The following is a 26,422-nucleotide window of genomic DNA, read 5'->3' as shown; positions in this document are numbered from 1 at the left end:
TTTGAAGGAGACAAACACCTCCTGAGCTTGCAGTTGCACCACAGAACTTCTATCTATTTTCGGCATAAGAATGGATGGAAACCATGCAATACACCTTCGCACATTTGGTAGGACAATCCCAAAAAGCCATTGAAACAATTATGGGTGAGCAGGACTACAATCCTATTTCCGTCATTCAGGGAGAAGTCGCCACCATTATTAAAGAGCTATCCGCTGACGATCTGCGCAAGCTCATTATTGAGCGGCCTTCGATCCTCGATCTCAAGCCGCCCAGGGATTATTACACCGCGCAGTGCCCGTCCGGTGCCGATATCATCCGAGCATGCGTCCAGATGGAAATTGAAGCCAACATCGACTTGAGCCCATTCAGTGACACCGTAAAAACGTGGATCGCGCAGGTCTTCCGGCCGCCCGAACACCTACTCTCCAAGATGAAAACGATTGCCCAGGCAGCCTGACAATCCAATCAGCGGGCGTAATAATCGCCGGTCGGAATATCACAACGCGGTTCCGAGGGCAGGGGCTTCTTGCCTTCCTTCCAGATAAGATAGGTGCAGGCGGCCTGGATACGCAGTCCCAGTTCGTCAAAATCAACCTCCGGATGATCCTCTGAGGAGTAGACCCATTCCGACCATGTATCGAGGTCAGCAGTCAACTTCTCAACCGACACAGCATCGGTGCCGTAGTGCGCCTTTAAAATCTCTGGAAACGGCATCTCTTTTAAGGCCATAGCGTTTTTCTCCTGTCTTGAGTTGAAAAATCGTATCATCGCACTCTGCAAGCACGAACTGACTTGCGACACCCCGGCGCGACCTCTATTTATAGGAGAGGAGCCGCCAACAGCCTCCGGCCGTCCTCACCCTCACGGGCACGCTCAACGTTGGCATCGACAATCTGATCGCTTGCGAACTCTTTCCAATGGTCGCTGGCGGACGATGAGGACAACCGCCGCTAGACCAGTGAAGGAATTCGCATGTCCGTGTCCATGAACCACGACCAAGTCCGCGTCTTCGCGCAGTTGCTGCGAGAGCTTACCGGACGGGACGTCAAGCACTCACAAATCCTCAAGCAGATCGCCGCTGCGAAAAGCGTCGCCTATGACGCCCTGATGCACCGCCTCAAGAACCGCGAGACCGAACGCGTCGAACTCACCAAAGCTGAACTCCAGTCCATTGCGACGCTTTTGAGCGCTGTCAGCAAGCGAACAATCGAGCTGGCTCAAGTCGAGAATGCTGCAGCCCTGTCAGTCGACGATACTTCGAAGCCTGACATCTACTCGATATGGGCCACATTCAAACGAAACGCTCAGGGTAAAATCGCGCTATTCCCATTCACACCCAAAAAACCTGGAGACCTTCCAACTGAAGATTTCGGTTTTGGGGACGCAAACCTAGTTGATGCATTCCGGCTCGCCCCGATCATCGCAAACTTCGACGACGGCTCTCGCAAAGAAGCTGACGTTGAGATTTCATCCGCCTTCACACTGAAGCTTCTGGTGGTTCCAGCAGAAGGCAACAAGTTCAAATCGTCAGGACTCCAAGCCGTTGATAATCTCCTCAACGCGCTGACGGTATCATTCGCACCAAAAGGAACCAGGTACATCGCCGATGGCTGCGTGTTCCGGCCTGCGACATTGAAGCGTGTACCAACCGTGACCGCTGAAATGACCCGGGCGATTGAGCAGCTGCAACCACTCCTCAAGAAAATGCCGCTCACAATTACCAGCGGCGATCAAAAACCCTCATCCGAACAGGAAGACATCCAATCGAACCATAACCATTCATCGTCGCTTACTCTGCTGCGTCACGCCTTAAATGGCATGATCTTCCTGCAGTCGATACCGGTTCATGAGTGGCGAAAGGAGATCAACTCGATTGAGATCGAAGCGCGCGACCTGACTTTTCAGGGGCACAGTGGACCACTCAATGACTACAAACATCTGATCCAATCACTCTTCGACGCTCTAAAGGTCATCGTCGGCATTTACGAACTGGCAGCGATGCCAGTCGAGGATGATAGATGGAAGGATGTGAAAGGCTTGCTGCCCCTGATCGAGAACATCATCTTGAAGGACAAGCAGCGCGAGAGAGTTGGCAACTCAGTGCACCGAGAACAGCTTGCCAGGGACATCAACGAGTCAATCGGGCGACTGCGCACAATGAGCCAGATTTTCAACGAGACGGGCGAAGAGCAGTCCGACAGGACTAGCGCCTGGATATCAGCCGTCTGGGAACTGATGCGCAACCCGCTCTGGACCGTGATTGATGACATTGCCATATATGTCAGGAAGAACCCCATGACGGCCTATAACGGCTATCGCTTGTCGTCCTGGACCCCCGATTGACAAAACTTGAGCCGGGAACCAAGCTTTGAGAAGTAGCGGACAGGGACGCTTCCGCAAGGACGCCGCTACAAGCCCGCCCATGAGGCCGGTACACCACGATAAGGGGCAGTCTCTCGGTGCTCAGGCATCTGAATAGGGTCGCGATAAGCGGCCCTTTTTGCTGCGCCCGTTCAAATCCTGGGGCTACTTGTCCATCGCATCCGTCCAGATTTTTATCGACCTTAGAACGCGTAGCCTAGCGCTGGAGCAACAGATGACCAAATTGATTTCCGACGAAACCGCCGTAACCGCAATGTACGTCTTCGAGACCGTCCAATGGATGCTCAAGAATAAGCCCGCCGATCACCCTGTTCACGCATGGAGAGCAGATCGTGGGATTGTCGACACTCGTTTCCAATGCGTCGACATGGCCGAGCAAATCGACGCCGTCTGGGGCAGCTTTAAAAACGATGAACTCGACGGCATTGAGTTCGAAGAGCACTTCGTTCCGACGATGTTGGAACTGATGGACTTTGCGAGCGCCGACTTGAATACAGGCCCCAAGTTCAAGGGCGGCTTGGAAGCTGCTATCGCCTATGCAAAGAAAGACGCCGAACTGGCTCTTGGCACTCCCACGCCGTAAAGGATCACTGGGCGTAAGCCCTCTACGGCTCCGTCACGACTTTAACTGTCAGTGCGGAGCCTTATTTTATCCAGGAACTCCTTCTGAATCTAATTCTGCAAGGAATTATTTATTGACGAATTCTTTTTAGCAGCTAAAACGGTTGCGCTTGAAATCCTTCTAAGGCGCATCGAATGAGCAATTCCCGTTTCGATAACACCCAAGAAAACCCGCTTTATACGGTAAGCCCGCGCCTCGCGTTTCCCTTTTTTGGTTCGCTTTCAGCACCCGCACCGCAGGAGCTAATTCCACTCGATCCTTTCGACGAAGATTCCTTTGACGGCTCGTGGCACCATGAGAGCGATTTTCGGTCTTTGAAACCAGCAGAATTCGAGCTGGATGGAGAAGACCAGGAGAAGCTCAACATCCTGCGCGAAAGTGATGCCCCCTGGGCACTCGGGTACAATGGCCGCTGGATGCGTATCACCGAGACTGACACTGAAAATGTCAGCGTATCACTGCATATGATACTCAAAGACCGCGCGACATCAGCCATTTCACTAGGCGCAACTCCAGTGAAACTTTCGCATTTCCTACCGGAGGCCTGGGAAGGCTCGGAATGGTTCTCTGCACACATTGTCAACACTCTCCAGCAGGCGACAATCTCCCTCACTGTCTGGGATTGTCACAAGCGGGAATGGAAAGCGATCAACAGCGTTTCCGAGATCAAAAATTCTACAATTCGAGGTTCCGCAACTGCCCTGCTCGACATGATCTTTGCATGCAACACCTCTGGCAAAACCCTTGACGCCGGGGATTTCAAGCTCTCCCCAAGCCGTGGGGTGGTAACGTTTTGCCTTGGCGAGACAGAACTTGCGAGGACTTACGCGATCAACTCTGCCGTAGTCCCCAAAATTGACGCGGCCACGTTTAGCTCGCAAGTCGCCGATGCCCACGCCTTCGCAGATCAACTCGTACGGCCAAAAATCGAAGAGGGGATTGCCGATCTCGCCAATCGTGCAATTTTGTCCCGCCCGGTGCAGTCCTTCGCCGCTGTGGTCGACGCCATTGCCGACCAATACAGGGATGATCACCGCATTCTATTTGAACTTCTCGCCCGGCCTCGACCCACCTGGACCTTCGAACCGAGCGCGAGAACGGTGATTTCTAAACTGTGTTCGATGCAGGAGCTATCAGCTCCCTTCGCATTAGCGACATTGGCGGGCCTACCCATTGTAGAAAAGGCAGAGAACAAGCCGCACTTCTATCAGAGCAAGATTCCCGTTGAGGACGCTATGAGGCTGCGGGATCGCTACCTGCGTGAAGGTCCGAAGGCGTTCGAGGGCGCTTTCTGGAACGAGTACCAGCCAGAATTTCAATCCGGCGCACGACTTCCGAGAGAGATCGGAAGTGTCCCGGTGCTATGGGTCCATAGCCTCCCGCATGACTCCGTTATCGAAAACATCATCGCTTTTCGTCCGGAAGCTGAACCTCTGATGCGCAGGTGGCGCGAAATTTGGGACCGCTCCTTCCCAAACTGGCAAAACCACGAACCATGGACCACGGACAAAGTCGAAAAGAGTCAGGAGGAATACTGGAAGGAATGGGCCACCGATGCTCTAAACGAAAAGAACTACAAATGGCAGCCTATCGACAAGCTTCATGTCATGGATAACGCAATCCATGCAGACAAAGCAGACCTGCGAGACTATCGCCTGCACGTGATTGACGATGCCGACAAAGTCCTCAACATGACCCAGTTGGACGATGGCATGGGCATTCTAAAGGTCATGGATGAACCCGTTATCTACGTCGGGAGACATTCGGACGGCATGGCAAGGTTCGAGTTTGCGAAGCATGTCTCCAAGTACCGGATCAACAAGCCTCTCCATGAAACACCGCGCTACTGGAACTGGCCGTTTTTCCTGAAGCACCTCGGCCGAAAAGGCGCTGTTGCTCCTTCGAAGGGCGCGGCTGGAGCAATCCTGTTCGATATGTCACTGCAAGGGCATAGTCACGCGTTCCTGAAACTTGCCAAGGGCAAGGGAACCTGGACAATACCCCTGACAGGCATCAACACCCTGACCGATGCCGAGAACAGATTGCTCGCCCTTCTCCTCAAAGATCGCTCAAACGAGAACCCGAACCTCATCATCCAGGAGCACGTGCCGTTTACGCACGAACAGCGTTTTTACATCAACAATGGCCGAGTATTCGCCTCTGCTTGCTCCGACCGCCACTTCTGCGTCTTGGATGCCAGCGGCAAGCGACTGGATCACAGGCTCGCCGTACTGACGCGTCCATCCATCGACAGCGGCTACTTCGACCGAGGCATCACGCGCCACATTTCGGATCGCAAAACGTCGGCACTTTTCGCTCGTAAAGCGCGCCGGATCGCTCGGGAGCTTAAAGCCCACGGCATTCTGGAATACAGCCTGGATATCGGCCTGACAGAACGTGGACCGGTATGCATCGAAATCAACACGCTTCACAATGCTGGCCCGTACAATCTCCGCCGGGAATTGTACATGAGAGCCTACAAGGCGAAGACAACACAGATGCGAAGCTCTCTCTACGCCGCTGTCGCAACCCTGATCGAAGACCTGATCGAGGACAAAGACCTCAAAAGATGGTCTCATGACCTCCTGGACAGAAATCGCGAACGGCTGCCAGAAATATTCCTGGCGCAATTCGACGCGCTTCCGCCATCGACTGAACCTGACAACAGCACAAATCTAGCTGCACTGGTTGCGCAGTCGTTCGTTCTCACCGCAATGCTTGAACAGCCTGCCAACGTTAGCACTGTTATCGAGGTAGCAGCATGACCACCAAAGACACGTTTTTCACCCCCGAATTCAAGCTCGACGCGCTAGACCGAATTGCTAACTGGGAATTGAGACAACACGAGAAACCAGCGTGGACCGGCGTATTCTGGCCCGGCACACCGCCTGCAGAGCAACCCTACAACGCATTCCATCACGATGGACGCTTGACGATTTCACTTAACGCGACACTTCGCCGAAAGGATTTCGAAGCCGCCATTTGCCGCTTTCCCGAATCGAAGGCGGCTATCGAAAGCCTTCAGAAAGCTTTGTCCGAAGCAAACGTTGCGTTCGATGAGGACGATCTTTCACTCTTTGAACATGCCGTCGGCGGACAAATCAGCCGTTACGAATTTCACAAGCATATGCTGGAACTCGTTGCCGAACCCGAGGACACCATTGTATTTCGTATTGCGTTTGTGGCGGAGAGGCTCGAACTTGCTGCGCAAGCTGCTCTAACAGGGTTACTCTTCAAAATCGACAAGAGTGTGAGGCCCAATTTCTTCAAGGTCATTTGCTCTGAAGGCGGGTCCTACACGTTCAACTCCTTAGACACCATCAATGATCTGGACGGAGCGTTTCACCGGCGGCGTTCTGATAATGGTGAATTCGACGCTTACTGGCGAAGAAGAGAAAACGCGCGCGCGCCACAAAAAATCAACATCTTCAACAACCCTAAATTTGGGGAGTTTATTTCTGGTGAAGTCCTGTACATCACTCGCGCAACAGGCGGCCATTCAAGACTGGCTGTGATTTTGACGGACATGGCTGCACAAGGAATTAAACAAGTTCAACTGATCGACCATAAAGGACAAAGCCACACGCTCGTCGATCTGGATCAGCTCACAACTCTTAAAAAGGCTCGCGCCCGTATCCACGAATTGTGCGGTTGGAACCCGTTTGCTGCTATCCGGGAACTCCCATCCCCACAAACGGTCCACCGCTTCATCGTGGTAAATCGACAGGTCATTGCCGACACGCCGCTCCTTAACGCAGACACGGTGGGTTCAATGTCGGAAATGTCCTACGTCTGTGCAAACGGCAGAACGTCCACAGCAACGCGCAGCGTTCCCAAACAGACCGTGAAGGACACCGTGCTCGACTGGGTAAACAAAATCATTGATGCACTCCATCCGGCGCAGACCAGCGTCTTGATCGATGTCGGACTATCCGCCACGGGACCCAACCTCGTTGCGGTCCATGATATCCTGGAGGAAGACTGGTTTACCGCAGATAGAAGCCTGATCATCGGCAAACTCGCCGAGCAGCAGGATAGGCTGTACGACCATCGTGGTTTTAGGCGTGTGCCCGATAGACCCAGCGTCCTGGCGGCGTTGCGCGTCCTCGACAACGTCGATCTTCAACCCGACACCTAGTCGGACCGTTCAGATTTTTATGGGACCCGGACCACAGAATAAGGTTTTAAACGGGTCCAGCTTACCTTTCGTCACTGGAGCGATCTGAATGATTGGCTCGCTCATATTGATCTCCTGCCATCTACTAAGATGACGATGACAGCGGGCCTTGTCCGACGCAAGCCGCGCTTGAAGATCAGGCAAGCCAGGCTTCCTGAAGCTTACCGACCAACAATCACCGAGGACCATTTATGACCAGAATGATTATTGATGAGATCGCAGTCACAGCGATGTTCGTTCACGAAACCATCAACCGAATGCTCGAAATGCAGTCTGCCGACCACCCAATCCACGCCTGGCGCAAAAAACTTAGCGGCGTTGAAACACGCTATCAAAGCATTGGCATGGCGGTGCAAATCGATGCCGTCTGGAACAGCTTGGCCGAAAGCGAGATCGACGCCATCCTTTTCGAGGAAGTTTTCGTTCCGAAAATGCTGGAGCAGATGGACTTCAGCGTTGCTGACTTGGAAAATTCCCCGAAATTCAAATACGGCGGCAAGGGCGCACAAGAGTATACGAGGCAGCACCTCTTGACGGCTCGGAACGGATAACTCTCGCTTCACCGGCGTTTAATCACGGAATTCCTTTTGATTCTCCCGCGCCAAGGAATTCCTATTGACGAATTTGAATTAAACTCTAAAACAAATCCCAATTAACTCCTTTTGCGAGAATCCCATGAACCGCATCGAGCAATATTTTAAAGACAACTCCTTGTCTCCGCTTCCGGACGATGAGCTGCTGTCCCTGTTCTCCGGGGTCGCCGAGTTCATGACGCCCGATCATATCATCGCCTACGTCGAACGCGCCAAGCGCTTCGACACTCAGCCAGTTCACGTGTCGGATGAGAACTTCATCCATAGTGTTGTCTACTGGTATTGCCTTCGCGCTGATCTGCGAACTATGCCAGCTTTCTTTCAGGCAGGACAAAAGCTCGGACTAACCAACGACGACTGCAATACCCTGCTGGTCAACCTTGCCGACGCCTGCAAGTACGACTTCCGCCACGGCGAAGAGTTCATTTCTCTCGCGACTGCCATTTTTTCCGGCCTCATCGAACGAGATCAACGGCTTGATGTGACCGCTTTCCAGGCCTTCCTCCTCATCGCCAAGGAAGACGGCGAGATCACACGCGCCTTGCGCGTCGTCAAGCTCTGCATGAATACCGGGCTGTCGATTGAACAGAGCGCCGACATCGTCAAGCGCCTATATGAAGCGCCTGGTATCGTCGGGTACACGCTCATGCACTTCTACGACGAAATCGACGCTCTGCGCGCGAATGCAGTAGAGCCCGCGCTTCTTTACGATGCTCTAAAAGCCATGATCGATTTGGACATCAGCCCCAAGCGATTTACACAATTCCTGCAGATCGCAGCCGCCAAGTCGCCGCTCCCACAGGCTGGAATACTCGGCCGTTTTCTGCAGATCGCCAAAGATTTCAAACCAGAAGAGAAGGGGGAAGCCATCCTCCTCGCGACTCTGGAATCCATCACTCCACAGGGCGTCGACTCCCCAAAGCCAGTGACGGACTACTTCCCTGAAATCCCGGGGAACAAGCTCATTCTCGGCTGCTTGCCGTATCGACTTTCGAAGTCCCTGGAAGAAGGATTGACCGACCTCAAGCAACTGATGGAAGAGGAATACACGCAGGGTGTCTGGGTCTTCGATCAGCAAAGCGAAACCTGGTACTCGATGGGTGGCCGGACCCAGAATTCGATGAACCGCGTTCGCCACGAATTCTACCCTTACGACATCTCCTCATTGAGCAGCACGCCGATCATCGTCAAGACGAACCCTGAGCAGAGCGAGATACTGATCGCGCCTGATCGACGAAACCTCGAATTTCCCAAGCTGGAGAAGCGCCTGACAGGTTTCCTGACCGCGATGCCGAGCGGCGCTGATCTCGGCATGATTGCCGAGCTTCAGAAAGCTTCGACCAGGAAGGTGCCGATAACAGGCCTTATCGTTTCATCCCAAGGCGTCACCGAGTTTTCGGTTCCTGACGATGCGTCAGTGATCGCCGAAATCGCACCAAACCTGAGAGGCATCAAAGGGCAGGTGATCTCCGAACTTGATCAGGCGAACGCGGTGAGGGAGTTCGGCACGAACGGCAACAGCCCCGAATTCGTGCGGTTCATGAAAGACAAGCTGATCAGCTTGCTGCCTCCAGGCTTCGTGATCGCATTTCACACCTTCAAGGGGTACGGCAACTACCTGCAGCGACAGTCCGAACCCGGCTTTACAGCTTAAGGCACAGGATCAAGGCTTCGGAGCACTCACAGACATCAATGTCTTCAGGTCTTCGTAGCCTGCATCACTCTCTTCGAGCTTCATTGGTGACGTCCAGCCATGTGCGTCCTCAAGACCGCTGAAATATGCCTTTTTCTCGGCTTCATTAGAGAAGGTGATCGACGTCTCATCGCCGCCAAAACTCAAAACGACGGTGAGTCCTTTATCCTGGACGACTTCATACTCCATGCAGTCTGGCAAACCCTCCAGACCCTCAATGTAGGACTGCAGTTCTTCGGCGGTGTCGAATTCTCGGGAGAAAATGTTGCCGACATCCGGCTCGCGACCATTGGCTATTTTGAGTTGTTCTTCGGCGGTTGGGATAACAATAACGCTAGGCACTTGGGCTCTCCCGGTGTTCATAGATGGAATTTCACGCAGGTCTTTGCATTCCACCAGGTGACGGTAACACGCAGGATTACCTTCGTCCGGAGCCAAGGTTGCCAAAATGAAGATGGCCGAACCGAAGTTCAGCCATCACATACGTCCACGGTAGCAGCACACGCTTAGCACCAGGGGTCGAGTGTCATCTGGCGAACCAGATGTCCCGTAGATAGGCCTCTTGCCACGCCTACCGTCCAGCATCGACGGACCAATCGACAAGTGATGTCGGCCGAAAATGCTCTTACGCCGTAGAAACATCATCAAGCAGGAAATACAGGCTGGCAAGCTCAATCCCGATGCTTACGACACCAATATCGGCAAAGCTCCGATTTAAGGGTGTAACCTGCAACATTTTCCAGTTCAATCGAACGAGATCGTTCTCAAAGGTAATAAAATGTCGAATGTTTTTCAGGTTTCCATCGCAAGAATTGATGCTGGCATCACCGCCAGCTACGGCAACGCGGTCGAGCGCGCTTACTACTGTGGCTTTGACGAGGGATATATCGGCGAAGCGGAAGCAGCGCCGGACGTTCTGATCGGAACGCCCTATGAAGGCAGCCAACTCGACCTGATGGCGAGGGCCCTGGAAGAAGACAGCTCGGTCGAAGGCATCGTTATCACCAAGCACGACATCGAAATGGAGCCGAGATCGAGTTCCAACATTGGGCCCGCACCATTCGGCCGGATGGAGGTACCGACATTCGCCTTGCAGCAAGCGATCTACGATGTAGCATCTGGCTCTGACCCGGCCTTCGCACGAGAAAATCTCAAGCACCTGATGGATCGGCTTGTTTCAGGTGTTGGGCCGACGTTTGCGGAACAGCAGATTTTCTACTTCGATTGCCGGGACGCCGGTCGATATCTCGGCACAGCCTACCGCGATAGACTTCTTCCAATACCGACCTTCAACCAGAAGGAAAGCCTTCCACAACTGATCGACCAGATTCCATACGGATGCCTGTCGGAGTTCGACAAAGCCGTTGAGCTAATTGCAGAGCTTCGCGCTGAGGCGACGCCCCGGCCGTAGGCGTTGTACAGTCAGATTTTTAAGCCTGACTCCAGCTGAGGTTCCAAACGAGCGGTGATTGCCCGCAAGACATCCCTATCAACGATGATGTCACGCTCCTCCGCCTTCTCCAGGGCCTCAGCTTCGTCGACACCCATGTATCGCACCATGAGCGCAAGAAGCACACCGGCGAAGCGCGGTCCGTGTGGTGGCTGACGCGGACCCTTCAGGCGAGCAACGACGTGATGAGCCACTTCATGAACGGTCGTATGGTTGTCGACCATGTCAGCAGCCAGGACAACCGCCCCGCCCTTGTAATAGCTGTGATCGGTTAGGTTCTTCCGACCTGCTTTGACCGTTACATCCGAAATCCCGAGGTCGTTACATATTTCGCTCGCCAGTTCCTGAGCTTCCGACAAATTCTCAAACTCGCGGTACCGCGACTTAAACGAATGCTCCCACAGATACAGCCGCTCTCGCTGCTCGTCTCGGGGACGATTCTTCTTCGGGCCGTATGGAGGCAGGAAGTCCCTGGCAAACTTATGAGCTTCCTTGAGCGCGAGACTCACGTGACTGTGGCGCGAAAGACCGACGATGTCCTTTCTTATCCGACCATCAATCCGCCAGCCCACAACGATATCCGCCCCTGTGTGCTCCCCAGTGTCGATCACGACGATTTCGCCGTCCTGCCTGGCTGGGATCACGTGTTCGACGCGAGCTTCAACTCTTAAATCAAAAATGTCTGGAACGCGAAGAGGAGAGGAAAGTGTTACTTTCCTTTCATAAGAGATCGGGCGATCAACTAGAACAAGACGGCGAGGATCGACAGCTCCAAAGCCTGTTCCAAACTCAAAGACGACGTTGCCGTTGTCGTCCCGCAACCAGACGTCCACGATCTCTGCGAATGGATGCATTTCCAGCGAAATCTCGTCGCCTTTGATAATCTGATATTCATCCCCACCCACGACGCCTTCGAACACGTCCTTCGCCGGGAATAATCGATCCGAGCGGCCGTCAAACCAACGCGCAAACAGAGACCGTGCCTGTCTACTCTCGAAAGGACCAATAACGCGGCCGTCCGGAAGCACGTGGTCATGCTCAGTTGGAATGTATCCTTTCGAACTGTAACCCAGTAAATTCAAAGCTCTACTCTCTCATGTTCACGTAATTGTTCATCGATATAACGCCGCGTGCTGACTATGCGAACTGTCCTCGACAAGTCTCACCACCTTCAAAGGCGATAATAGTCTTGTGCCTGAAGCGCGTCGAAGCGCGCTTCAAACTCGTAGGCATCGGCGCGATTTGTCGACCACTGACTACCATCAAAATAGATTTTGATGGGCGACACACCGCTCTCAATGACAAAAATGTCAGCCATCATCATTCCTCGCCCCTTCGAGATGACACTCATACATGGCGCGGCATCGCACAAGCCTATCCCGGAAGCGTTGAGACTCAACGGGCATATCCCGTCGCAAAACAACACGGAACCGACTTGATCGCTTCAAAGCGGCGTTCGACACCTGCTTCGATGGGAGACCACATCAACGAACTATTCAACTTCTTCAAGCCAAGCGCACACTGAATTAAAAGGCGAGGCTCACACGTCTCCTCCTTGGCAAAGATTTCGCAAGCCGCTAACTCTGTGACAGAGCCTGCGGGACGGCAAAACAATGACAGAAAGATTCCTCCATGAGTGCAGTCGGCGATAGCGATCCAGTCAAAACCAAGCTCGTCCTGCAGTGTGGGGCAGGGCCATTCCGAGCAGCCCTCCAGCGCCTTCCCGAAGAAGAGCGAATAGCTTTCATCAGTATCGTATGGCCAGACATCGATCCCGGTATCGCGCGACTACTTGCCCGGTATCCCGATGAAACGAAGGTCAACGGTGCGCAGTTGACGCTTCCGAACTCATGGAACGACGCCAAAACTAGATAGCTGATGATACGGCATTAGTCAGTTCGTGTTGCCCTTTGCTACGCCACGAAGCCAGGATCAGCGACTAACCATTCTTATTCGCTGAGACCAAATGTCATTTGAAGAAAAATCACCGGTCATTCGCGACACGTCAATCGCCTACCCTAGCGCTCGCGATGAAGACTGGCACATCGCGTATCCTTTGCCCGGCGTCCAGGATAAAACCGTCGCAGAGCACTGCCGTCAGCTATTCCACGCCTTGGAGGACAGTTGCCTATTCGACGAGGACGAGGAATGTCACGTATTCCCGACCGGAAAGGCATTTTACATCTGCACCAACTGGGCCAATCTCACGCGCCGGTATTTTGGCGAGGATCGCGCTGTTGTAATGGGCTATCTACATGACAACAACGAGACCTCGGCCATTTCCGAGAAATACGAAGGGCACGATTTCACACTCCTGGACGGCAGATACATCGTTGACGGATGGGTAACTGGCGTAGGTCTGGAGAAGCCTGGCAGGGCGACACCGGGTCTCTATGACCTGCAAAACGAAGACGACGCTGCCGAGATTGCGAGACTTTACGGCAATCAAGCTGCATGGGAATTGTCGGGTAGCAGCTATGAGAGCACTGAGCCAAAGCCGTTTTAAGCCCCTTGTTAAAGGCTTTGCCCTGCATTCATCTCGAACTAGAAGCTACCATCTGCAGACAGGACACGATGATCGACGAACTCAAAGCTCTCATTCAAGCACAAGACGATAGCGTACCCTTCAGCGCAGATGGGCCCGCAACGTTCCCCGACGGCAGTGACTGGGCTATTTGCAGCAACTGGGCGCAAGACCTCCATAAACGCCTTGGTGCCCGAGTGGTACAATACGGGTTCGACGATGAAGATAACGAGACATCCGAGATTGCCCAACTTGCTGGCGGGCATGATTTTGCGATTGTCGACGGCCGATACATCGTCGACGGCTGGCTCGTCAAAGTCGAACAGATGCACAAGACAGGTGTGTTCGACCTCGAAGATGAGAGCCAGTTTGCGGATATTACCCGCTTATACGGCGACCCAAGATGCTGGAAGGACGGCTCCACCTTCGACTTTCTTGACGAAGACGACGAAGACGATCTTCGCAATCAGCTTGCTACACGTTTTTCAGGTTCAACACATGCTCCGGCGATTTGATCAGGGCCACTAAAAGCCGCCTGAATGCAGACGCAAACGCGACCGATGTCCAGGTCCAATTTGGCCTACCTTTCTGCAACTTAACTTCGAAACGCTGAACTCTCCATCCAGATCGAAGGATCAATTTCCATGTGACACGCCTCGTTGCCTTTGCGAATTTTGCAGCATTATGGAGCAAGTGACACAAGCCTCAGCGCAAGTTAGTTAATTTAGCGCATTACCTGTAGTATCCGCCTGCTGTTTGCTGCGGCGCAAAGATGACGGAGGGTCAGCCGGAAAACGATAACAACATGAAGACGGGGCTATCTCCCCAATTGTTAGAGAACATCGATGACCCTTCAGATACCAAGGCGCTTCATACTCGCCGGAGCTGCGCTCGCTGGGACCTTCGCATCACTAGCCAATCACGCGGTTGCGGCCTGTTATGCGGATCAATTCGTCCCGGGAACACTCGCATGCGAGACAACAAAGTCCAGCTCGGCCGACTTCGCGTTGGGCTGTGATGCCACCCCCGATAGATTTGTTCAGGTGGAGGTGGAATGCCCTAAATTCAGCCGCGAAACCGATAATACCAGCGGTGACTACTATGATGGTGTCGATAAGAGCGATTCCGCCTGGTAGAATCGTGTCAGTCTGACTGTTGGGAGCCGGTGGATCGAAAGAAATCCATTCGCTTTCAATAGTCGGTCACTGAGATGGGTGCTGGACGGCCTCATCTTTGAAACGTCGACAACGCGAGTGATCATGCATCGATCCGAGGGCATTGAAATGTTTTCACTTCGGGGCCCGAGCCACGCTCTGCCGACGTCTATCCATCGACAACGGTCGACATTTTGTCCCTTACAACAATGGATGGCTCAATCGCTCCAGCGCAAATGTTGGAAAGAAAATGGCCCTAGCATATTTACAGCTCAGGCTCCGCGAAGCCGCCACCCAATCCGCTCTGTCAGCTTTCAACGAGCAGGTTCGTCGCCGCAACGCCGGTACGTTCCAACGCGAACCCGCAGCTGAAAAAGCGATCCTGAAACACTGGCCAACTGCTTATCGCTACTGCAAAGAAATTCTTGGCAGACCGTGGCCCGAATTTGAACAATCCATGACCGCAGCGCCACCCAGCACCGACACCCGCGACGCCAGGGCAGCATTCAACTACGCCCACTATATCGTCAAAGATCGCATCGAAAAGATCGAGAAGCACATCGCTCCAGATGCGATGGCCGCCCTGGATTATGCCAAGGAAGTGCTTTGCCGTCCATGGAACAAGGCTGACGATCAATACGAGATCGCCACACGCTCAATTAACCAGCATCCGACTGCGCTGAGAAGCTATCAGATGGAAATGCCGCCGAGCAGACGCTCAACGGCTTTAGAATTAACGCCGTAAATTTTTACGAACTAGAACGACGCCGTGTATTGCGGCTCTTCATTCAGGTTCCAGATAACAATCCCATATTCACTCGACATGGAGATTGCTTCACGGAAGTTGTCCAGCTTAATCTGAGCATCTTCAAGCGTATCGGCACCTTCCACCTCGATGTCGATTGCGAAGCTGCCAGCATCAACTTCTCTCAGGTTCGACATCGTGAGCCCCCACTCGGTGCCGGGAAGAGCACTCTCACGGAAATTGTCAAAAAGATCGGAGACGACGGACAAACGCTGCGATACTGCATTCTTGAATTGAATCTCGGCCGTGGTTCTCAATCCCATATTATTCTCCTAAAGCTGTTGGTTCGCATGCTGGTAAGTTCACCATACGAAAGTTCTCGCATACGGCAAGGGCCCCAACGAGCGCCCTCAAAGCGACGGTAGAGGAGACAACGTCAACAACCTCAAAATGCTGGCTTTACCTCTAAAGTCTTTGAAGGCCTATTGATCAATACGGGCTTTCGACTGCTGTACCTGTCATAACTCCAGAACTGCAAATCTCTGACTTCATCCGCCGACGAAGGCACCGGGTCAAACCCCTTCTCCTTCTTGAACTGGTTCCGGGTCCATTCCATCCACTCGCCATCGACACTGAACCGGACGCTACCGCCTTCTCCGGATGCTCGATATTCAAATCTGGATTCGATCTTCAAGCCGTTCATCTCGTAGGTGGCCTTTGTACCATGGCCAGCCAGATTGATCCCCCGAATATCGCCGTTGAACATCAACCATTCCGAAGCGGTAATCTCCACTTCCTCAGGCGGGAATTTATGATCTGGTGAAAGCCTGATGATCCACTCGCGTTCATGTTTGTTCGTCATAGGGTCCTTGCCATCAAGTTCCTCGTTGAAACTCCAGGCCGCGACAACATCGACTTCTCGCGGGTCTACGCTAACGACAAACCCAGCTTCATTGGCAAAGTATCTCGCGACATCGACATTCGCAGTGAACGAGAGAACGTTCCCAGGAAACATCGGCCCCACGCTGTGACCCACAAGATGATCGAAGCGCGCTTGTGTAAGAGATGCCGCGAACTCCTCGTACATCTGACCCTTAGCACGCTCGATACCAAATTCTGGAAACTCAAGTTCTCCCGCACGAACCCCTCGATACAACTTCTTTGGCAACTTCACCGCACCCGAGCGGACCATCGCGGCGTTACGCTTTTCCCAAACGTGAAATGCACGAGCCATCTGATTGACGTATGCGACCCCGGCCTCTGACGCCGTAATGGCGACGACACCCCGCTCGCGATGGAACCGCGCACCATGATCCTTGCTCCGCACAGCCTGCAAGTTCCGCGAACCCTGACCGCCGACCCGACACAAGCCCGCCAGAAAGTGCGTCTGATGCTCCAGGCTGTTAAACATCTTCTTGCCCGCACGAGCAAAAGGGGCATTGCCGACCGCACTCAAAAACGAGCGTCCAGGATTTTCCCGCCATTCCTCAAGGGAGCGGCTGACCACCTCAGTAAACTGATCTGGAGGTAAGGGCGAGAAGTACGCAATGTCCGCCTGATCCATCTTCAGAAGATCGCTGTCCGACAGCGCCTTCACCGATGCCCAATCTCCGTCGAATTTCACCATAGCTTCTTCAGGGAACTTGCCCGAAGAGGGCAGGCGCTCACCGTAATCCATTCGGCGTTCTTGACCAAAGAATAATGACATAACAAGCTTCCATTACCGTCCCCATGAACCTACATATCTGACTTGAAATCGACAAAACTCCTTTGCAAGATTATCTTGTAATCTGATCGCCTCAAATTTTGAACGGACATTCGCCATGCACCTCATCACACTTGCAGACGGTCGCACTGTCGACATCGACGTGAATCCTGTTCTTGAGGCAGGCTACGCTCTCCTGAAGGACAATCAAGCGGTCGCTGACTTCCTCAAAGACAACAAGGCCGCACTGCAGGCCTATCTGGTCCTGCGTGACGATGACTGGTTTATGCCTGATGGCGAACGATTTTTGATTGGATCGATTTGTTACTCCACACTTCTTACCCGAATCCGCAGTGCCGAAGATGAACATCACAAGAAGCTTTGGTGGGACGCTGCGTTCGACAAGGATGGGTACGATTTCGAACTGATCGAAAAATTCGTCGCCATTATGGAAACGGCTGGCTGGAAACGCGAGACGTTCGGCACCACGTTCAAGCCGTAAGCTTAGGGCAGGGGGACGCGGTTGCCCTCAAACTATGCACGCCGATTTGGTATTGCTGCCCAAACGCCACCGAGAGCCTGATTATGATCGAAGAAGTTGAAACCACGTATGGCCTGCGCCACAAGAGCGGTAAGTTCGTCCGTTTGAGCGACGAACGCGAAGGCCTGTATGGAGGTGAGTTCTACCTCACCATGGACGCAAGCGAACGCATTTTCCGAACTGAGATGCTGCATGATGTCATGCGACTGATGAAGCACGAGGTTCACGGATGGGGCACGAGTGAAACCCAGCCTTCGAACCGGCACATCTGGAAGAACATTTCTGATTTCGAACTCGTTGCGTTTCGCACGAAGCGAACCTACGACATCGAGGGCGGCGACCCGATCCTCACTTCCGAAGTGGTGGAGAGACCGGTCATTCGTTATATCTCCGGACACGAACCGCAGGGCCTGATGTTCGACCGGCACCTGACGCCGCCGCGCGTTACCTTTGAATCTCAATACAAGCGCTACAAGAACGACGACAGCGACCGCTCTCCATTCTTTGAGGAAATCTACCTGGTGACCGACAGGGAACCTGAGCCGGGTATGTTCTTCATCAACAGGCACAACAACACCTGGGAAGTTCTCGCAGCCGAAAGGGTCATGAACCCGTTCGGAGGACCGACCTATGCAATCCTGTTCAACGCCAACCCGAACTTTGCGCTCGATCCCGAGATGGAGCCGTATTCGCCAGACAGCCCCGCTATCGAGTACGACGACTCCGGCCTCCGACTTTAAGGGGTCATCGTATCCGAAGGGAAGAGGTGTTCCTCAGCAGCCATCGCAAGGTGGCTGTCGATATTACTCAGGACGTTCGTGCTTCCCGGACCGATGTAGAGGGTTTCGCCACTCACTGTCACTTGCCTGCCGGGCGTGAAGGAATCCGCCACAGTCTGGACAATGCCGGTCTCGTTGAAACGCTTGCCGGTATGCAATTTCATCCGACCATCTAATTCGTCGCAGCTCAGCGTCCACAGCAGCTCCCTTTCGTCTCTTGCTGTGACGGTCACTTCACGGCGTTCCGCAAAGTCAGCAATCGTCACCTTGGCTGTCGCGTGATCACGAAAAGCCGAGACCGATGCCGGGAAGGCAGACTTCATCTCATTGAACAGGGATGAGTGCTCGGTCCAGATCACCTCGTTATGCAGGTGTTCGAACTGCTCATTAGCCGGGTTCTGTCTGTAATCAAGCCTCTGCGTAGGGCCTTCGATTTCACTCATACGACCGACCTTGGCGAAGGACGCCAGAATGTCCTGATCGCGTGTGAATCCGCCATAGGAACGCTCAAAAGCTCCGCCACGCATGCGCAGACTGAATTCCGAGATATGCCCCTCTTTAGTTACAAGGAAGCATCCGCCAACCAAGGCGTGTATTTCATCGCCACGCTTTGCCAACACTGCTTCCTTCACTAGGCGCAGCAACATGCTTGCTCCAACATACTCGTTCGTCGTGCAGCTCCCTCGATGCTTGAGAACAAGTAAGGGTTCCTCCACCCGATAAAATGCATTCTGCCCAAAGGTCATAGACTTCAGTCCTTCTCATCTGTTGACCAATGTTAGAAGCGTCCTGTGAAAGCGACCAATCAGCCGCCAAATGGCGTGGGCTCCGTCGACTCCAGTGGCATACCCTGCCAGTAAGTTTCTGCCGCTTCCGGAGAACCAAGGACGCAATAGGCTCGGCATATTGCGCCAAGACGCATCACTGAGTGACGGAAGTAGCCTCCGACGGCCACTTTTATGTCGTGCTCATCGCGCATGATCGCAGCCGCCAAACGATGCCAACCATCGTCGATCTCCAATGTGTCCCCGGAAGCATCGACGAATTCGATGGAAATTGGACGGTCATCTTTGTTGACGGTCAGGTAGGCGATGCGCTCCTCATGTCGGACGCGATCCCATTCCGATTCCCCAGAGAACGAGTATCCAGGATAAGGACTCGCTTCCAGACGTCCCGCATCGATAGCAGCTTGCACGCCTTCGCGGGTGACACCGGCACCATCGTACCACGGGGATTTCTCCAACGGGTTCATGAGACCCAGGCGCTCAATAGGAACGGTTCCGACGATCTCATCATCCACGATATGCAAATCGATGAGCTGAGAGTCGCCGCCCCACACAGCCGCTTCAGCTTCCGAGATAATGTCCCGCTCGTCCGTCATGAACTGCTCACCCTGTTTGCCTCCCAACAAACTCGCTCACCGGCTACCAAAAAACAACTGACGGGTTTCACTTTGCATTCGCATTCCCTACATTCGATGAAGATTTCAAAAGGAATTTTCGCATGACGGCCACGAACAGCTGGGTCAAGTTCTCCATCTCCAGGTCAACCTCACCCGACAATGAGAAACTGGGCATTGATCGTTGGGAACAAGCCACCATCGCAGACTATGGAAAACTGGTTGAAGCCGAACTGGTCGACTTTATCGACACCAAGCAGCTCTCCTTTATCGGCTTCGTGCCGTACGGCAACGAGGCCTATTACACCCTCACGGCAACACTGGCCTTCGATGCCACCTATCCGACACCCGCAAAGACGCATATTGAAGGTCTCGGCATGCAGCTTGCGCGCGCCCTTTCGGAAAGCTCTCAAGTCGACATCGAGGCAATTGTCATCAATGATTTCACCTTTACCAAGGAAAGCATCCTCAACAGCAAGCGCGAGGCATTCACGACAGACCTGCTCAACCTCACGGAGGCATTGAAGGACGTCACTTCACTGACCACCCCCTGGTTCGAGTTTCAGGTGAACGAGAAGGACCTGCAGGGCGACACGTTAATTCCCGTGCTTGAAGCGCAGATCGCCCGGATGGAAGTAAGCTTGACCGTCGCGAAAAACAAACCCTTCACCGGCCAGGGCGGAAACAAGACCCACGACCAGCAGACGCGTGTGATCTTCATGAACACCGGCTCTAAGGACGGCAAGATGTCCGAGCTACTTCGTGAGAAAGTCGTCAATGGCGACACCAAGCCGGAAGAGATCATTTCCGAACTTAAGGCAGCGCGTGACGCCCTGGTCGCGCTCACGATTGGCGTAGATTTTCACGGAAAGCCTCCACGGCTAGTACCGGGCGAAGAGGTTCACAGGCTGGCTAAAGAATACGGGCCGACTATCGACAGGGGCGGCGCGCAAATGCGCCCAGATTATCTGGAACGCACTCTTTCCGACTTCCCACTCGATACCCTCCACGGGAAAATGATGCGCTATGGAATGTTCCTTGCTGCGCAGCTAGCCATGGAAATCAGGGAAGGCGCTGGCGGAACAGCAAACATCCGTGATCTTCACAGCCGCCTTGCAAACGAGTTGGGCGCGACGGTCGTGCCCCCGCAGCCAGCTGCCGACGAAGACTACGCGCCGTCTCCGGGCCTCTGATTTCGATTTTAGAACGACAGATAGGTGGCTGGCAGGGCTTCCGTCAGCCACACGCCGTTATCGGCAACAAAGAATGCGATGCCATCGGCATGGGCTCGACCAGCATTCACCTTTAGCACCAGCGCCTTACCGTGACGCTGACCGACCTTCAAGGCGGTTGTCTCGTCCTTCGACAAATGCACGTGCCTGCGGCTGCCGGGGATCAAGCCCTTCTCGAAGATGGAATCGAGATTCGCCGTCGCCGTTCCGTGAAACAGCAGGGCCGGAGGAACCGACGGAAGTAAACCGAGGTCGACCTCAACAGAATGACCCTGAGCGGCGCGAATACGCTGGCCGTCCTCCGAGATGGTGAAGCGCTTCTTGTCGTTGTTCGCGACAACCGCGTCAAGAAGTTCGCGATCAGCCGTGAATCCTGACTTCTTAACCTGCGACAACAGTTTATCGATCCGAACCCAGCCTGCGGGGTCCAGGTCGATACCGATAAACTCGGGTTCATGACGTAGCACTCGGCTCAACAGCCGACTTAAATCCTTAGACATTCCCTATCTATGCCTGCGGCCCACAGAGATGTCAACACAACGCCCATCAACTGTTTTAGGGTTGCGAATTTCCGAAATTCGCCCTGTAATTTCTTCAGTGCAATCGCGCCTCCCTATTTCCAATGAAGAATTCCTGCAATCCCAACGACGTTGTCTACACCCCAAAGGAATGGGCAAAGGACATTGTCGACTTCTTCAAACCTGAAGGCACGTGCCTCGACCCCTGCCGAGGCGGCGCAGCGTTTTACGATGAGCTTCCGGAGCCAAAGCTATGGTGCGAAATTGCCGATGGGGTTGATTTCTTCAAACACAAGCAAAAAGTCGACTGGATCATATCGAACCCGCCCTACAGCACGTTTTCGAAATGGCTTGACCACAGCCTTCCGCTGGCGGATCACATCGTCTACCTGATCCCGGTGAATAAGCTACTGTCCTCGCTCGGCAAGTTGCAGAAGGTCAAAGCGTTCGGCGGCATCAGACACATTCGCTATTACGGAACCGGCCGCGACGCTGGCTTCCCCTTCGGCTTTCCTGTCGGTGCCGTTTACATGCAGCGCAACTACGACGGCCCGATTGATATATCCTGGTACCCGGCAGCTCTCATCGCCAGGAAATCATGAACGGCTAATCGATCATCCTGTCGCGCATTTCCCGGGAGGGAAGACTGCAGGCATCTTTCTTGCCCATCCATCGAAACCTGTTTCGCGCCACAAAATCATATAGTGGCTCGGAGACAGGCTTCGGAATCAGGCCAAGAACACCAAACGCCTTCCACGGCCAGCCAAAACCGGACATGACTTTGGCAAACGCAGACATCTTGGTGAACAGCACCCCATCAACAAACACAAGGTTTGTCGTGAACCGGCGATTGTCCAGGCCATGCTTTAGATAGAGCGACTGCCCCAAGTCCGACTGTGCCGTGGCAAACCGGAACCTGACTTGACGATCATGCTTTAGGACGAACTTAGCAAAACTCGAACAGAAGACGCATTCGGCATCGAAAACGATCAGATTTGGCTCTGACTTCTTTTCGTTGCACATGATCACCCGCCTTCTCAGAAACGCATAGGCTCCAGTGCAACATCAAAATCCATCGACTGCAACGGCTTCCATTCGCCCGAGAGTCCACCTGGATGAATTCAGCAGGGATCGGCGAGAGCGTAAACACCTCACAGCTGCCCATTTCATGTTCATCTGGCATCGGAGCGCTCACCTGCAGAGACGGGACTCGAAGAATGACAGCGCTGCCTCGATATCCTCACCCAAAACCAGCACACTGCCGAGCGGCCCTTCCACAAAACCGAAACGACAGCCTTCGAAGTGAAAGTCATCGGCGTCAAAATCTCTCCGGAAAACTTTCCCGGAAAGCTCGACCATGAAGCCCTTGCCGCGCATCACTTGAGACCTGGTCTATTGTCCGGGACTAGCCCAAGGCACTCAACCGCATCCGGATTGTAGATAGCCAGGCCACCAAAGCTTCGATCATAGACCCCGTCCACACCTGCCTTGACAGCTCTTGCCGCAAAGTCACGCGAGCCGATGGCATTTGCCAGTCCGGACCTAACCCAGAAGTCGGCGTCCACCGCATTTCTCATGTCGAGAATACGCGCTCCATCCTTGATTTCTAGTTTTACGACAACGCCACCATCCTCGTCGCCGCTGAAGTCAGCATAGTTCGAACGGGCAAGGGCCTCTTCCTCCGCAACGTAGAAGCCTTGACCGAAATAACCGCCACCGGATTTATGCATGTCGATACCATTTTCCACGATATCATCCGCCGCCTCCGCCGAGGTGCCGTGGTAGACATCCGCCATGGCCCACCCGATTACCCCCCTGGGGACACCCATGTTAGGGTTCAGACTGGCCTGCAGAATAGCTTGCTTTATTGCCTCAACGTCATCCCACGTCAGTTTGCATCCGATAGACGGCGACGACACCTCCAGCGGCACGAACTTATTGGCGACGGCCTCCGGAAGCCCAAGAGTGAACGGGTCGACCGACCCCTGAAACGGACCGTATATGACGGCTTCTACCGAGGTGTACTCTTCCAATGTTGCAAAATGCTCGGCCGGACTACACTGGTAACCGGCACGATCAGCCTGCAGCGACAAACTCCAACCATGATCCCATGTGATCGCGGGAAAGAGGCGATCATCGATACGTTTTGTCGACATATTAAGTCCTTGATTGCGCGTCGCCCACAAGAATACGCGAGGATCGTGCATGATCCAAAACACCAAAGGATTCCTTGACCGACAAATTCGCCCATATGACGATAAAGTCAATGCATTCGGAGGCGACTGACGTGTGGGAAAAACTCCATCAAAAGAGCGAAAGACTGGCCTCAAGAGCAGATTTGACTGCAAAGAAGGGCCGGATAACCGAGGCAGAGCTTCTTTACGCCCAAGCCGCCACCTTTGAGGCCGCTGCCCTCTTGATACATGGAAATCGAACACCCCGGACCACCGGGATTCTAGCAGTAAGCGCTGCGGCTCTCTTCTCGAAGGCAGGACGACCTGAAGACGCTCTCTGGATTTCGATCACCCTGCTTCCTTCACCCGCACTCCCAAAATTCGCGCGCGATCAACTGGAAGAAATTCGCTTTCTGAATACGAGATCGGCCCGGAAGGCATCCTAAATACTTCCGATCTCCTAAATAGGAGAAAACGGGGCCAATCGTGTGTTTAATTGACTTTCTATGTTGACATTCACTTTGCGTTCCCACTAGGATATGTTGACATAATTCAGTGTGAGGCGGTCAATTGGCAAAGCGGAAGAAAGGCAAAGAGGGTGAAGCTCCGTCGATTTTCCGTTGTGACAAGTTGCCGACGCATATGAACGCCGGAAAAATCCACACCTTGAAGGTTATGCTGCAAGCATGGCGCAGGTCGGCGAAGGTCATTTCCGATCTGCAATGGAATTGCTTCTTCAATGCTGGCGCGTTTAATCCATTTTTCGATCCTGCGACGGTTCACCGAAAAGAAGGCGCTGACGCTCGCCGGGGTATTCTACGGCAAATCAGTCTGCATTTTGAAGTCGAACCCAGGGTGTTTAAGAAAAAGCGCCTGCCGAAAATGATCCCGGGTGTGGTTGATGCCCTCGCACCGCTCAAAGCGGTCCTCGGGGCGGCCGAAGTCCAGATGGTTACAGGTCAGGTTCTTGGAAGCCTGAATAGCTACATCTCAAATCGCCAAAACGATTTTCGCCAAGCTGTTTTCGGTTCGTGCCTGTCTGCCGATGAGTATGAAACGACGCGACACGCGCTGCTGGTCATCAACAAGGCGAAGGCATGGTTCAATCTGAAGCGGGAGCTTCAAATTGAAGGAAAACCTATCGACAGTGCGACGCGCAAGCTGGCGCGAAATATCATGTCGCAGATCATGAACCGACACCGGAAACCACGGTTCTCTCGCATTGGCATGGTCGTCGATCAGCGCATCGCGACGTTGTCGACCAGTGCCTGTAGTACGACGTTCGATATGTGGCTGAAGCTCAGGGTCGCCGGGCTGAAGGAAGCACGAAAAGCCACCGGTCAGAGAAACCCTGATGGTTTTCTCCACATCCCGATCCAGAGCTACGACCGGTTCAACGCTCGACAGGGTGAGCGGAAGCAATCCTTTCAGATCATCGAGGATCGCCATACAGGGACGATCACCGTCGGAATTGTCACCGAAGTTGGCGAAGCATTCCAGGCGTCGAGAGAGGCTTACTCCGCCAGTGCCAATGGACCATTAGCACTGGACTTCGGCTTGACGACGACGTTCGCGACGAACGAAGGCGACCTGCTCGGTAGGGACTTCCTCCGGAAGCTCAAGGCGCTGGACAACACGTTGTCTGGCATCGCTCGCCACGTCCAACGTTCAGGGCAAAAGCCAAGGTCCTCGAAGCGATACACGCGACATGCCGAGCGCACGCGCGGTTATAATCCGGACCGAACTGAATCGGATCATCAGCAAGCTCATCGCCACGAAACGGCCGTCTCAACTGTTCCTGGAGCGCCTGAACTTTCAATCACCGCAGTTGTCGCGGCGTATGAACCGCTTGCTGCAGAACTGTGGCCGCTCGGTCTTGCAAACGAAACTCCAGGCGCTCAACGATGAATTTGGCATTGAGACGACGGAAGTCGTCTCTGCCTATACCAGTCAAGCCTGTTCCTGCTGTGGTTATGTCGACAAGCGGAACAGACCGAGCCAGGAGTGGTTTTCCTGCAAATGGTGCGGAAACAAGATGCATGCGGATGTCAATGCAAGTCGTAACATCGGGTCGGAACGTTTCCGGTCATTCACGGTGCTACGGCCCGGCATCCGCAAGGCTGTCCTCGATGTACTCGTAAGCGAGCACATCGAGCGAAACAAACGGAGACGAGGGTCGCCGTCTGATCCAAGGGAGACCAATCCTTACTTCAAGGATTGGGAACCGGAGGTGAGGTTCCTTCCGCTTGCAGCCTAGCTGCAGCGGCAAAAAGCCAGTTGTGGAAATAAACACACGATTGGCCCGTTACCCCAAGGCCGACAAAGCAGCGAGGCCGAACTACGCCTGAAAAACAATCCTTCGAACCGAACAGCCGCCGTTATCGGATGTTCGAAGCTCGGCGGAACCAATCAAACCAGATGGACAGCCGTTCCGCAGAACTCGAAACCGTGTACGGCTCGACAGGAACGCCACGCGTCAAGGAAAACAATCCGACGTGGACCGACAATCACGCCAAAGAAAACGCGATGGCTTGACCAAACACAGGCCGCCACCTATTCTAATCCCATGAACGCACAGAGCTTCCATTGCTGCCGAACCACAACGACGACCGCCGACGGCGAGTCGTCCATGTTCGCGCGCATCTAGGAATTCTCTAGCGAACACAAGACAGGCCTCGCCGGAAACGGGCGGGGCCTTTCTCATTTTTGGAACCTGAGATCGTGTCCCGTGCC

General features: G+C 53.7%; 30 protein-coding genes. 18 read left to right on the top strand and 12 right to left on the bottom strand.

Annotated features, from left to right (window positions below; all coding sequences use genetic code 11):
- Positions 1 to 83 precede the first annotated feature (83 nt).
- On the top strand, positions 84 to 458 hold the full coding sequence (locus FFR93_RS00980) for a hypothetical protein (protein ID WP_138391469.1): 375 nt from the start codon (positions 84 to 86) through the stop codon (positions 456 to 458).
- An 8-nt stretch (positions 459 to 466) separates the two neighbouring features.
- Here FFR93_RS00980 and FFR93_RS00975 read toward each other — a convergent pair whose 3' ends face one another.
- On the bottom strand, positions 467 to 730 hold the full coding sequence (locus tag FFR93_RS00975) for a hypothetical protein (RefSeq protein WP_138391468.1): 264 nt from the start codon (positions 728 to 730) through the stop codon (positions 467 to 469).
- Between the two features lie 243 nt (positions 731 to 973).
- Between FFR93_RS00975 and FFR93_RS00970 the strand changes: the two genes are divergently transcribed.
- The 6 genes from FFR93_RS00970 to FFR93_RS00945 all read left to right on the top strand — a co-directional run bounded on the left by FFR93_RS00970 (position 974) and on the right by FFR93_RS00945 (position 9,429).
- Positions 974 to 2,344 (top strand): hypothetical protein, encoded by a 1,371-nt coding sequence (locus tag FFR93_RS00970; RefSeq protein WP_138391467.1) that lies wholly within the window; start codon positions 974 to 976, stop codon positions 2,342 to 2,344.
- Positions 2,345 to 2,597: 253 nt separating this feature from the next.
- On the top strand, positions 2,598 to 2,966 hold the full coding sequence (locus FFR93_RS00965; protein WP_138391466.1) for a hypothetical protein: 369 nt from the start codon (positions 2,598 to 2,600) through the stop codon (positions 2,964 to 2,966).
- A gap of 173 nt (positions 2,967 to 3,139) precedes the next feature.
- Positions 3,140 to 5,770, top strand: coding sequence for a hypothetical protein (locus FFR93_RS00960; protein ID WP_138391465.1), 2,631 nt, complete (start codon positions 3,140 to 3,142; stop codon positions 5,768 to 5,770).
- A complete protein-coding gene (locus FFR93_RS00955; RefSeq protein WP_138391464.1) occupies positions 5,767 to 7,143 on the top strand; it encodes a hypothetical protein in 1,377 nt (458 codons plus the stop codon). Before FFR93_RS00960 ends, FFR93_RS00955 begins: the two co-directional genes overlap by 4 nt.
- Positions 7,144 to 7,373: 230 nt before the next feature.
- Positions 7,374 to 7,733 carry a hypothetical protein gene (locus FFR93_RS00950; RefSeq protein ID WP_138391463.1) on the top strand — a complete coding sequence of 120 codons (360 nt, stop codon included), beginning with the start codon at positions 7,374 to 7,376 and terminating at the stop codon, positions 7,731 to 7,733.
- 124 nt (positions 7,734 to 7,857) lie between these two features.
- Positions 7,858 to 9,429: a hypothetical protein gene (locus FFR93_RS00945; protein WP_138391462.1), complete on the top strand. Its 1,572-nt coding sequence runs from the start codon at positions 7,858 to 7,860 to the stop codon at positions 9,427 to 9,429.
- Between the two features lie 9 nt (positions 9,430 to 9,438).
- Here FFR93_RS00945 and FFR93_RS00940 read toward each other — a convergent pair whose 3' ends face one another.
- A complete protein-coding gene (locus FFR93_RS00940) occupies positions 9,439 to 9,810 on the bottom strand; it encodes a hypothetical protein (protein WP_138391461.1) in 372 nt (123 codons plus the stop codon).
- Positions 9,811 to 10,246: 436 nt separating this feature from the next.
- On the opposite strand from FFR93_RS00940, the gene FFR93_RS00935 reads away from it, so the two are divergent.
- Positions 10,247 to 10,879, top strand: a complete 633-nt coding sequence (locus FFR93_RS00935) for a hypothetical protein (protein ID WP_138391460.1) — start codon at positions 10,247 to 10,249, stop codon at positions 10,877 to 10,879.
- Positions 10,880 to 10,890: 11 nt separating this feature from the next.
- Here the strand turns inward: FFR93_RS00935 and FFR93_RS00930 are convergent, their stop codons facing one another.
- Both FFR93_RS00930 and FFR93_RS40595 read right to left on the bottom strand, forming a co-directional pair.
- Positions 10,891 to 11,838, bottom strand: a complete 948-nt coding sequence (locus tag FFR93_RS00930) for a hypothetical protein (protein WP_138391459.1) — start codon at positions 11,836 to 11,838, stop codon at positions 10,891 to 10,893.
- A 251-nt stretch (positions 11,839 to 12,089) separates the two neighbouring features.
- Positions 12,090 to 12,236: a hypothetical protein gene (locus FFR93_RS40595; protein WP_171049013.1), complete on the bottom strand. Its 147-nt coding sequence runs from the start codon at positions 12,234 to 12,236 to the stop codon at positions 12,090 to 12,092.
- 648 nt (positions 12,237 to 12,884) lie between these two features.
- Between FFR93_RS40595 and FFR93_RS00925 the strand changes: the two genes are divergently transcribed.
- The 3 genes from FFR93_RS00925 (at position 12,885) to FFR93_RS00915 (ending at position 15,341) form a co-directional block, all read left to right on the top strand.
- Complete coding sequence (locus FFR93_RS00925; RefSeq protein ID WP_138391458.1) at positions 12,885 to 13,424, top strand: hypothetical protein; 540 nt, start codon at positions 12,885 to 12,887, stop codon at positions 13,422 to 13,424.
- Between the two features lie 68 nt (positions 13,425 to 13,492).
- Positions 13,493 to 13,957 carry a hypothetical protein gene (locus tag FFR93_RS00920; RefSeq protein ID WP_138391457.1) on the top strand — a complete coding sequence of 155 codons (465 nt, stop codon included), beginning with the start codon at positions 13,493 to 13,495 and terminating at the stop codon, positions 13,955 to 13,957.
- Between the two features lie 889 nt (positions 13,958 to 14,846).
- Positions 14,847 to 15,341: a hypothetical protein gene (locus FFR93_RS00915; protein WP_138391456.1), complete on the top strand. Its 495-nt coding sequence runs from the start codon at positions 14,847 to 14,849 to the stop codon at positions 15,339 to 15,341.
- An 11-nt stretch (positions 15,342 to 15,352) separates the two neighbouring features.
- Here FFR93_RS00915 and FFR93_RS00910 read toward each other — a convergent pair whose 3' ends face one another.
- Both FFR93_RS00910 and FFR93_RS00905 read right to left on the bottom strand, forming a co-directional pair.
- Positions 15,353 to 15,664 carry a hypothetical protein gene (locus tag FFR93_RS00910; protein WP_138391455.1) on the bottom strand — a complete coding sequence of 104 codons (312 nt, stop codon included), beginning with the start codon at positions 15,662 to 15,664 and terminating at the stop codon, positions 15,353 to 15,355.
- 122 nt (positions 15,665 to 15,786) lie between these two features.
- Positions 15,787 to 17,019: a hypothetical protein gene (locus FFR93_RS00905; RefSeq protein WP_138391454.1), complete on the bottom strand. Its 1,233-nt coding sequence runs from the start codon at positions 17,017 to 17,019 to the stop codon at positions 15,787 to 15,789.
- Between the two features lie 145 nt (positions 17,020 to 17,164).
- Between FFR93_RS00905 and FFR93_RS00900 the strand changes: the two genes are divergently transcribed.
- On the top strand, positions 17,165 to 17,548 hold the full coding sequence (locus FFR93_RS00900) for a hypothetical protein (protein ID WP_138391453.1): 384 nt from the start codon (positions 17,165 to 17,167) through the stop codon (positions 17,546 to 17,548).
- A gap of 83 nt (positions 17,549 to 17,631) precedes the next feature.
- Positions 17,632 to 18,327: a hypothetical protein gene (locus FFR93_RS00895; RefSeq protein WP_138391452.1), complete on the top strand. Its 696-nt coding sequence runs from the start codon at positions 17,632 to 17,634 to the stop codon at positions 18,325 to 18,327.
- Here FFR93_RS00895 and FFR93_RS00890 read toward each other — a convergent pair.
- Both FFR93_RS00890 and FFR93_RS00885 read right to left on the bottom strand, forming a co-directional pair.
- Positions 18,324 to 19,013, bottom strand: coding sequence for a hypothetical protein (locus FFR93_RS00890; RefSeq protein ID WP_138391451.1), 690 nt, complete (start codon positions 19,011 to 19,013; stop codon positions 18,324 to 18,326). The two genes, FFR93_RS00895 and FFR93_RS00890, sit on opposite strands and share 4 nt — an antisense overlap.
- 158 nt (positions 19,014 to 19,171) lie before the next feature.
- Positions 19,172 to 19,747 carry a hypothetical protein gene (locus tag FFR93_RS00885; RefSeq protein WP_138391450.1) on the bottom strand — a complete coding sequence of 192 codons (576 nt, stop codon included), beginning with the start codon at positions 19,745 to 19,747 and terminating at the stop codon, positions 19,172 to 19,174.
- A gap of 122 nt (positions 19,748 to 19,869) precedes the next feature.
- On the opposite strand from FFR93_RS00885, the gene FFR93_RS00880 reads away from it, so the two are divergent.
- A complete protein-coding gene (locus FFR93_RS00880) occupies positions 19,870 to 20,958 on the top strand; it encodes a hypothetical protein (protein ID WP_138391449.1) in 1,089 nt (362 codons plus the stop codon).
- Between the two features lie 8 nt (positions 20,959 to 20,966).
- Here FFR93_RS00880 and FFR93_RS00875 read toward each other — a convergent pair whose 3' ends face one another.
- The gene (locus FFR93_RS00875) at positions 20,967 to 21,497 is read right to left on the bottom strand and encodes an RNA 2'-phosphotransferase (RefSeq protein WP_138391448.1); all 531 of its coding nucleotides are present in this window, start codon (positions 21,495 to 21,497) and stop codon (positions 20,967 to 20,969) included.
- Positions 21,498 to 21,619: 122 nt separating this feature from the next.
- On the opposite strand from FFR93_RS00875, the gene FFR93_RS00870 reads away from it, so the two are divergent.
- Complete coding sequence (locus FFR93_RS00870) at positions 21,620 to 22,117, top strand: hypothetical protein (protein WP_138391447.1); 498 nt, start codon at positions 21,620 to 21,622, stop codon at positions 22,115 to 22,117.
- 4 nt (positions 22,118 to 22,121) lie between these two features.
- On the opposite strand, the gene FFR93_RS00865 is transcribed toward FFR93_RS00870, so the two are convergent.
- The 3 genes from FFR93_RS00865 to FFR93_RS00855 form a co-directional block, all read right to left on the bottom strand.
- A complete protein-coding gene (locus tag FFR93_RS00865; RefSeq protein WP_138391446.1) occupies positions 22,122 to 22,538 on the bottom strand; it encodes a DCC1-like thiol-disulfide oxidoreductase family protein in 417 nt (138 codons plus the stop codon).
- 168 nt (positions 22,539 to 22,706) lie between these two features.
- Entirely contained in the window at positions 22,707 to 22,892 is a 186-nt protein-coding gene (locus FFR93_RS00860; RefSeq protein WP_138391445.1) for a hypothetical protein, read from the bottom strand.
- Complete coding sequence (locus tag FFR93_RS00855) at positions 22,892 to 23,734, bottom strand: hypothetical protein (protein WP_138391444.1); 843 nt, start codon at positions 23,732 to 23,734, stop codon at positions 22,892 to 22,894. The genes FFR93_RS00860 and FFR93_RS00855 overlap by 1 nt, the downstream gene beginning before the upstream one ends.
- An 11-nt stretch (positions 23,735 to 23,745) precedes the next feature.
- Here FFR93_RS00855 and FFR93_RS00850 point away from each other — a divergent pair, with 11 nt between their 5' ends.
- The 3 genes from FFR93_RS00850 (at position 23,746) to FFR93_RS42045 (ending at position 25,946) form a co-directional block, all read left to right on the top strand.
- The gene (locus tag FFR93_RS00850) at positions 23,746 to 24,135 is read left to right on the top strand and encodes a hypothetical protein (RefSeq protein ID WP_138391443.1); all 390 of its coding nucleotides are present in this window, start codon (positions 23,746 to 23,748) and stop codon (positions 24,133 to 24,135) included.
- Between the two features lie 124 nt (positions 24,136 to 24,259).
- The gene (locus FFR93_RS00845) at positions 24,260 to 25,597 is read left to right on the top strand and encodes a hypothetical protein (RefSeq protein WP_138391442.1); all 1,338 of its coding nucleotides are present in this window, start codon (positions 24,260 to 24,262) and stop codon (positions 25,595 to 25,597) included.
- A complete protein-coding gene (locus FFR93_RS42045; RefSeq protein WP_348640307.1) occupies positions 25,530 to 25,946 on the top strand; it encodes a transposase in 417 nt (138 codons plus the stop codon). The genes FFR93_RS00845 and FFR93_RS42045 overlap by 68 nt, the downstream gene beginning before the upstream one ends.
- Positions 25,947 to 26,422 lie beyond the last annotated feature (476 nt).

Origin of the sequence: Rhizobium sp. MHM7A, assembly GCF_005862215.1 — a bacterium.
In the GTDB taxonomy this organism is placed as follows: Bacteria; Pseudomonadota; Alphaproteobacteria; order Rhizobiales; family Rhizobiaceae; genus Rhizobium; species Rhizobium bangladeshense.
Note: the sequence above shows the minus strand (reverse complement) of the source record. Positions and strands in the feature narration are given on the sequence as shown.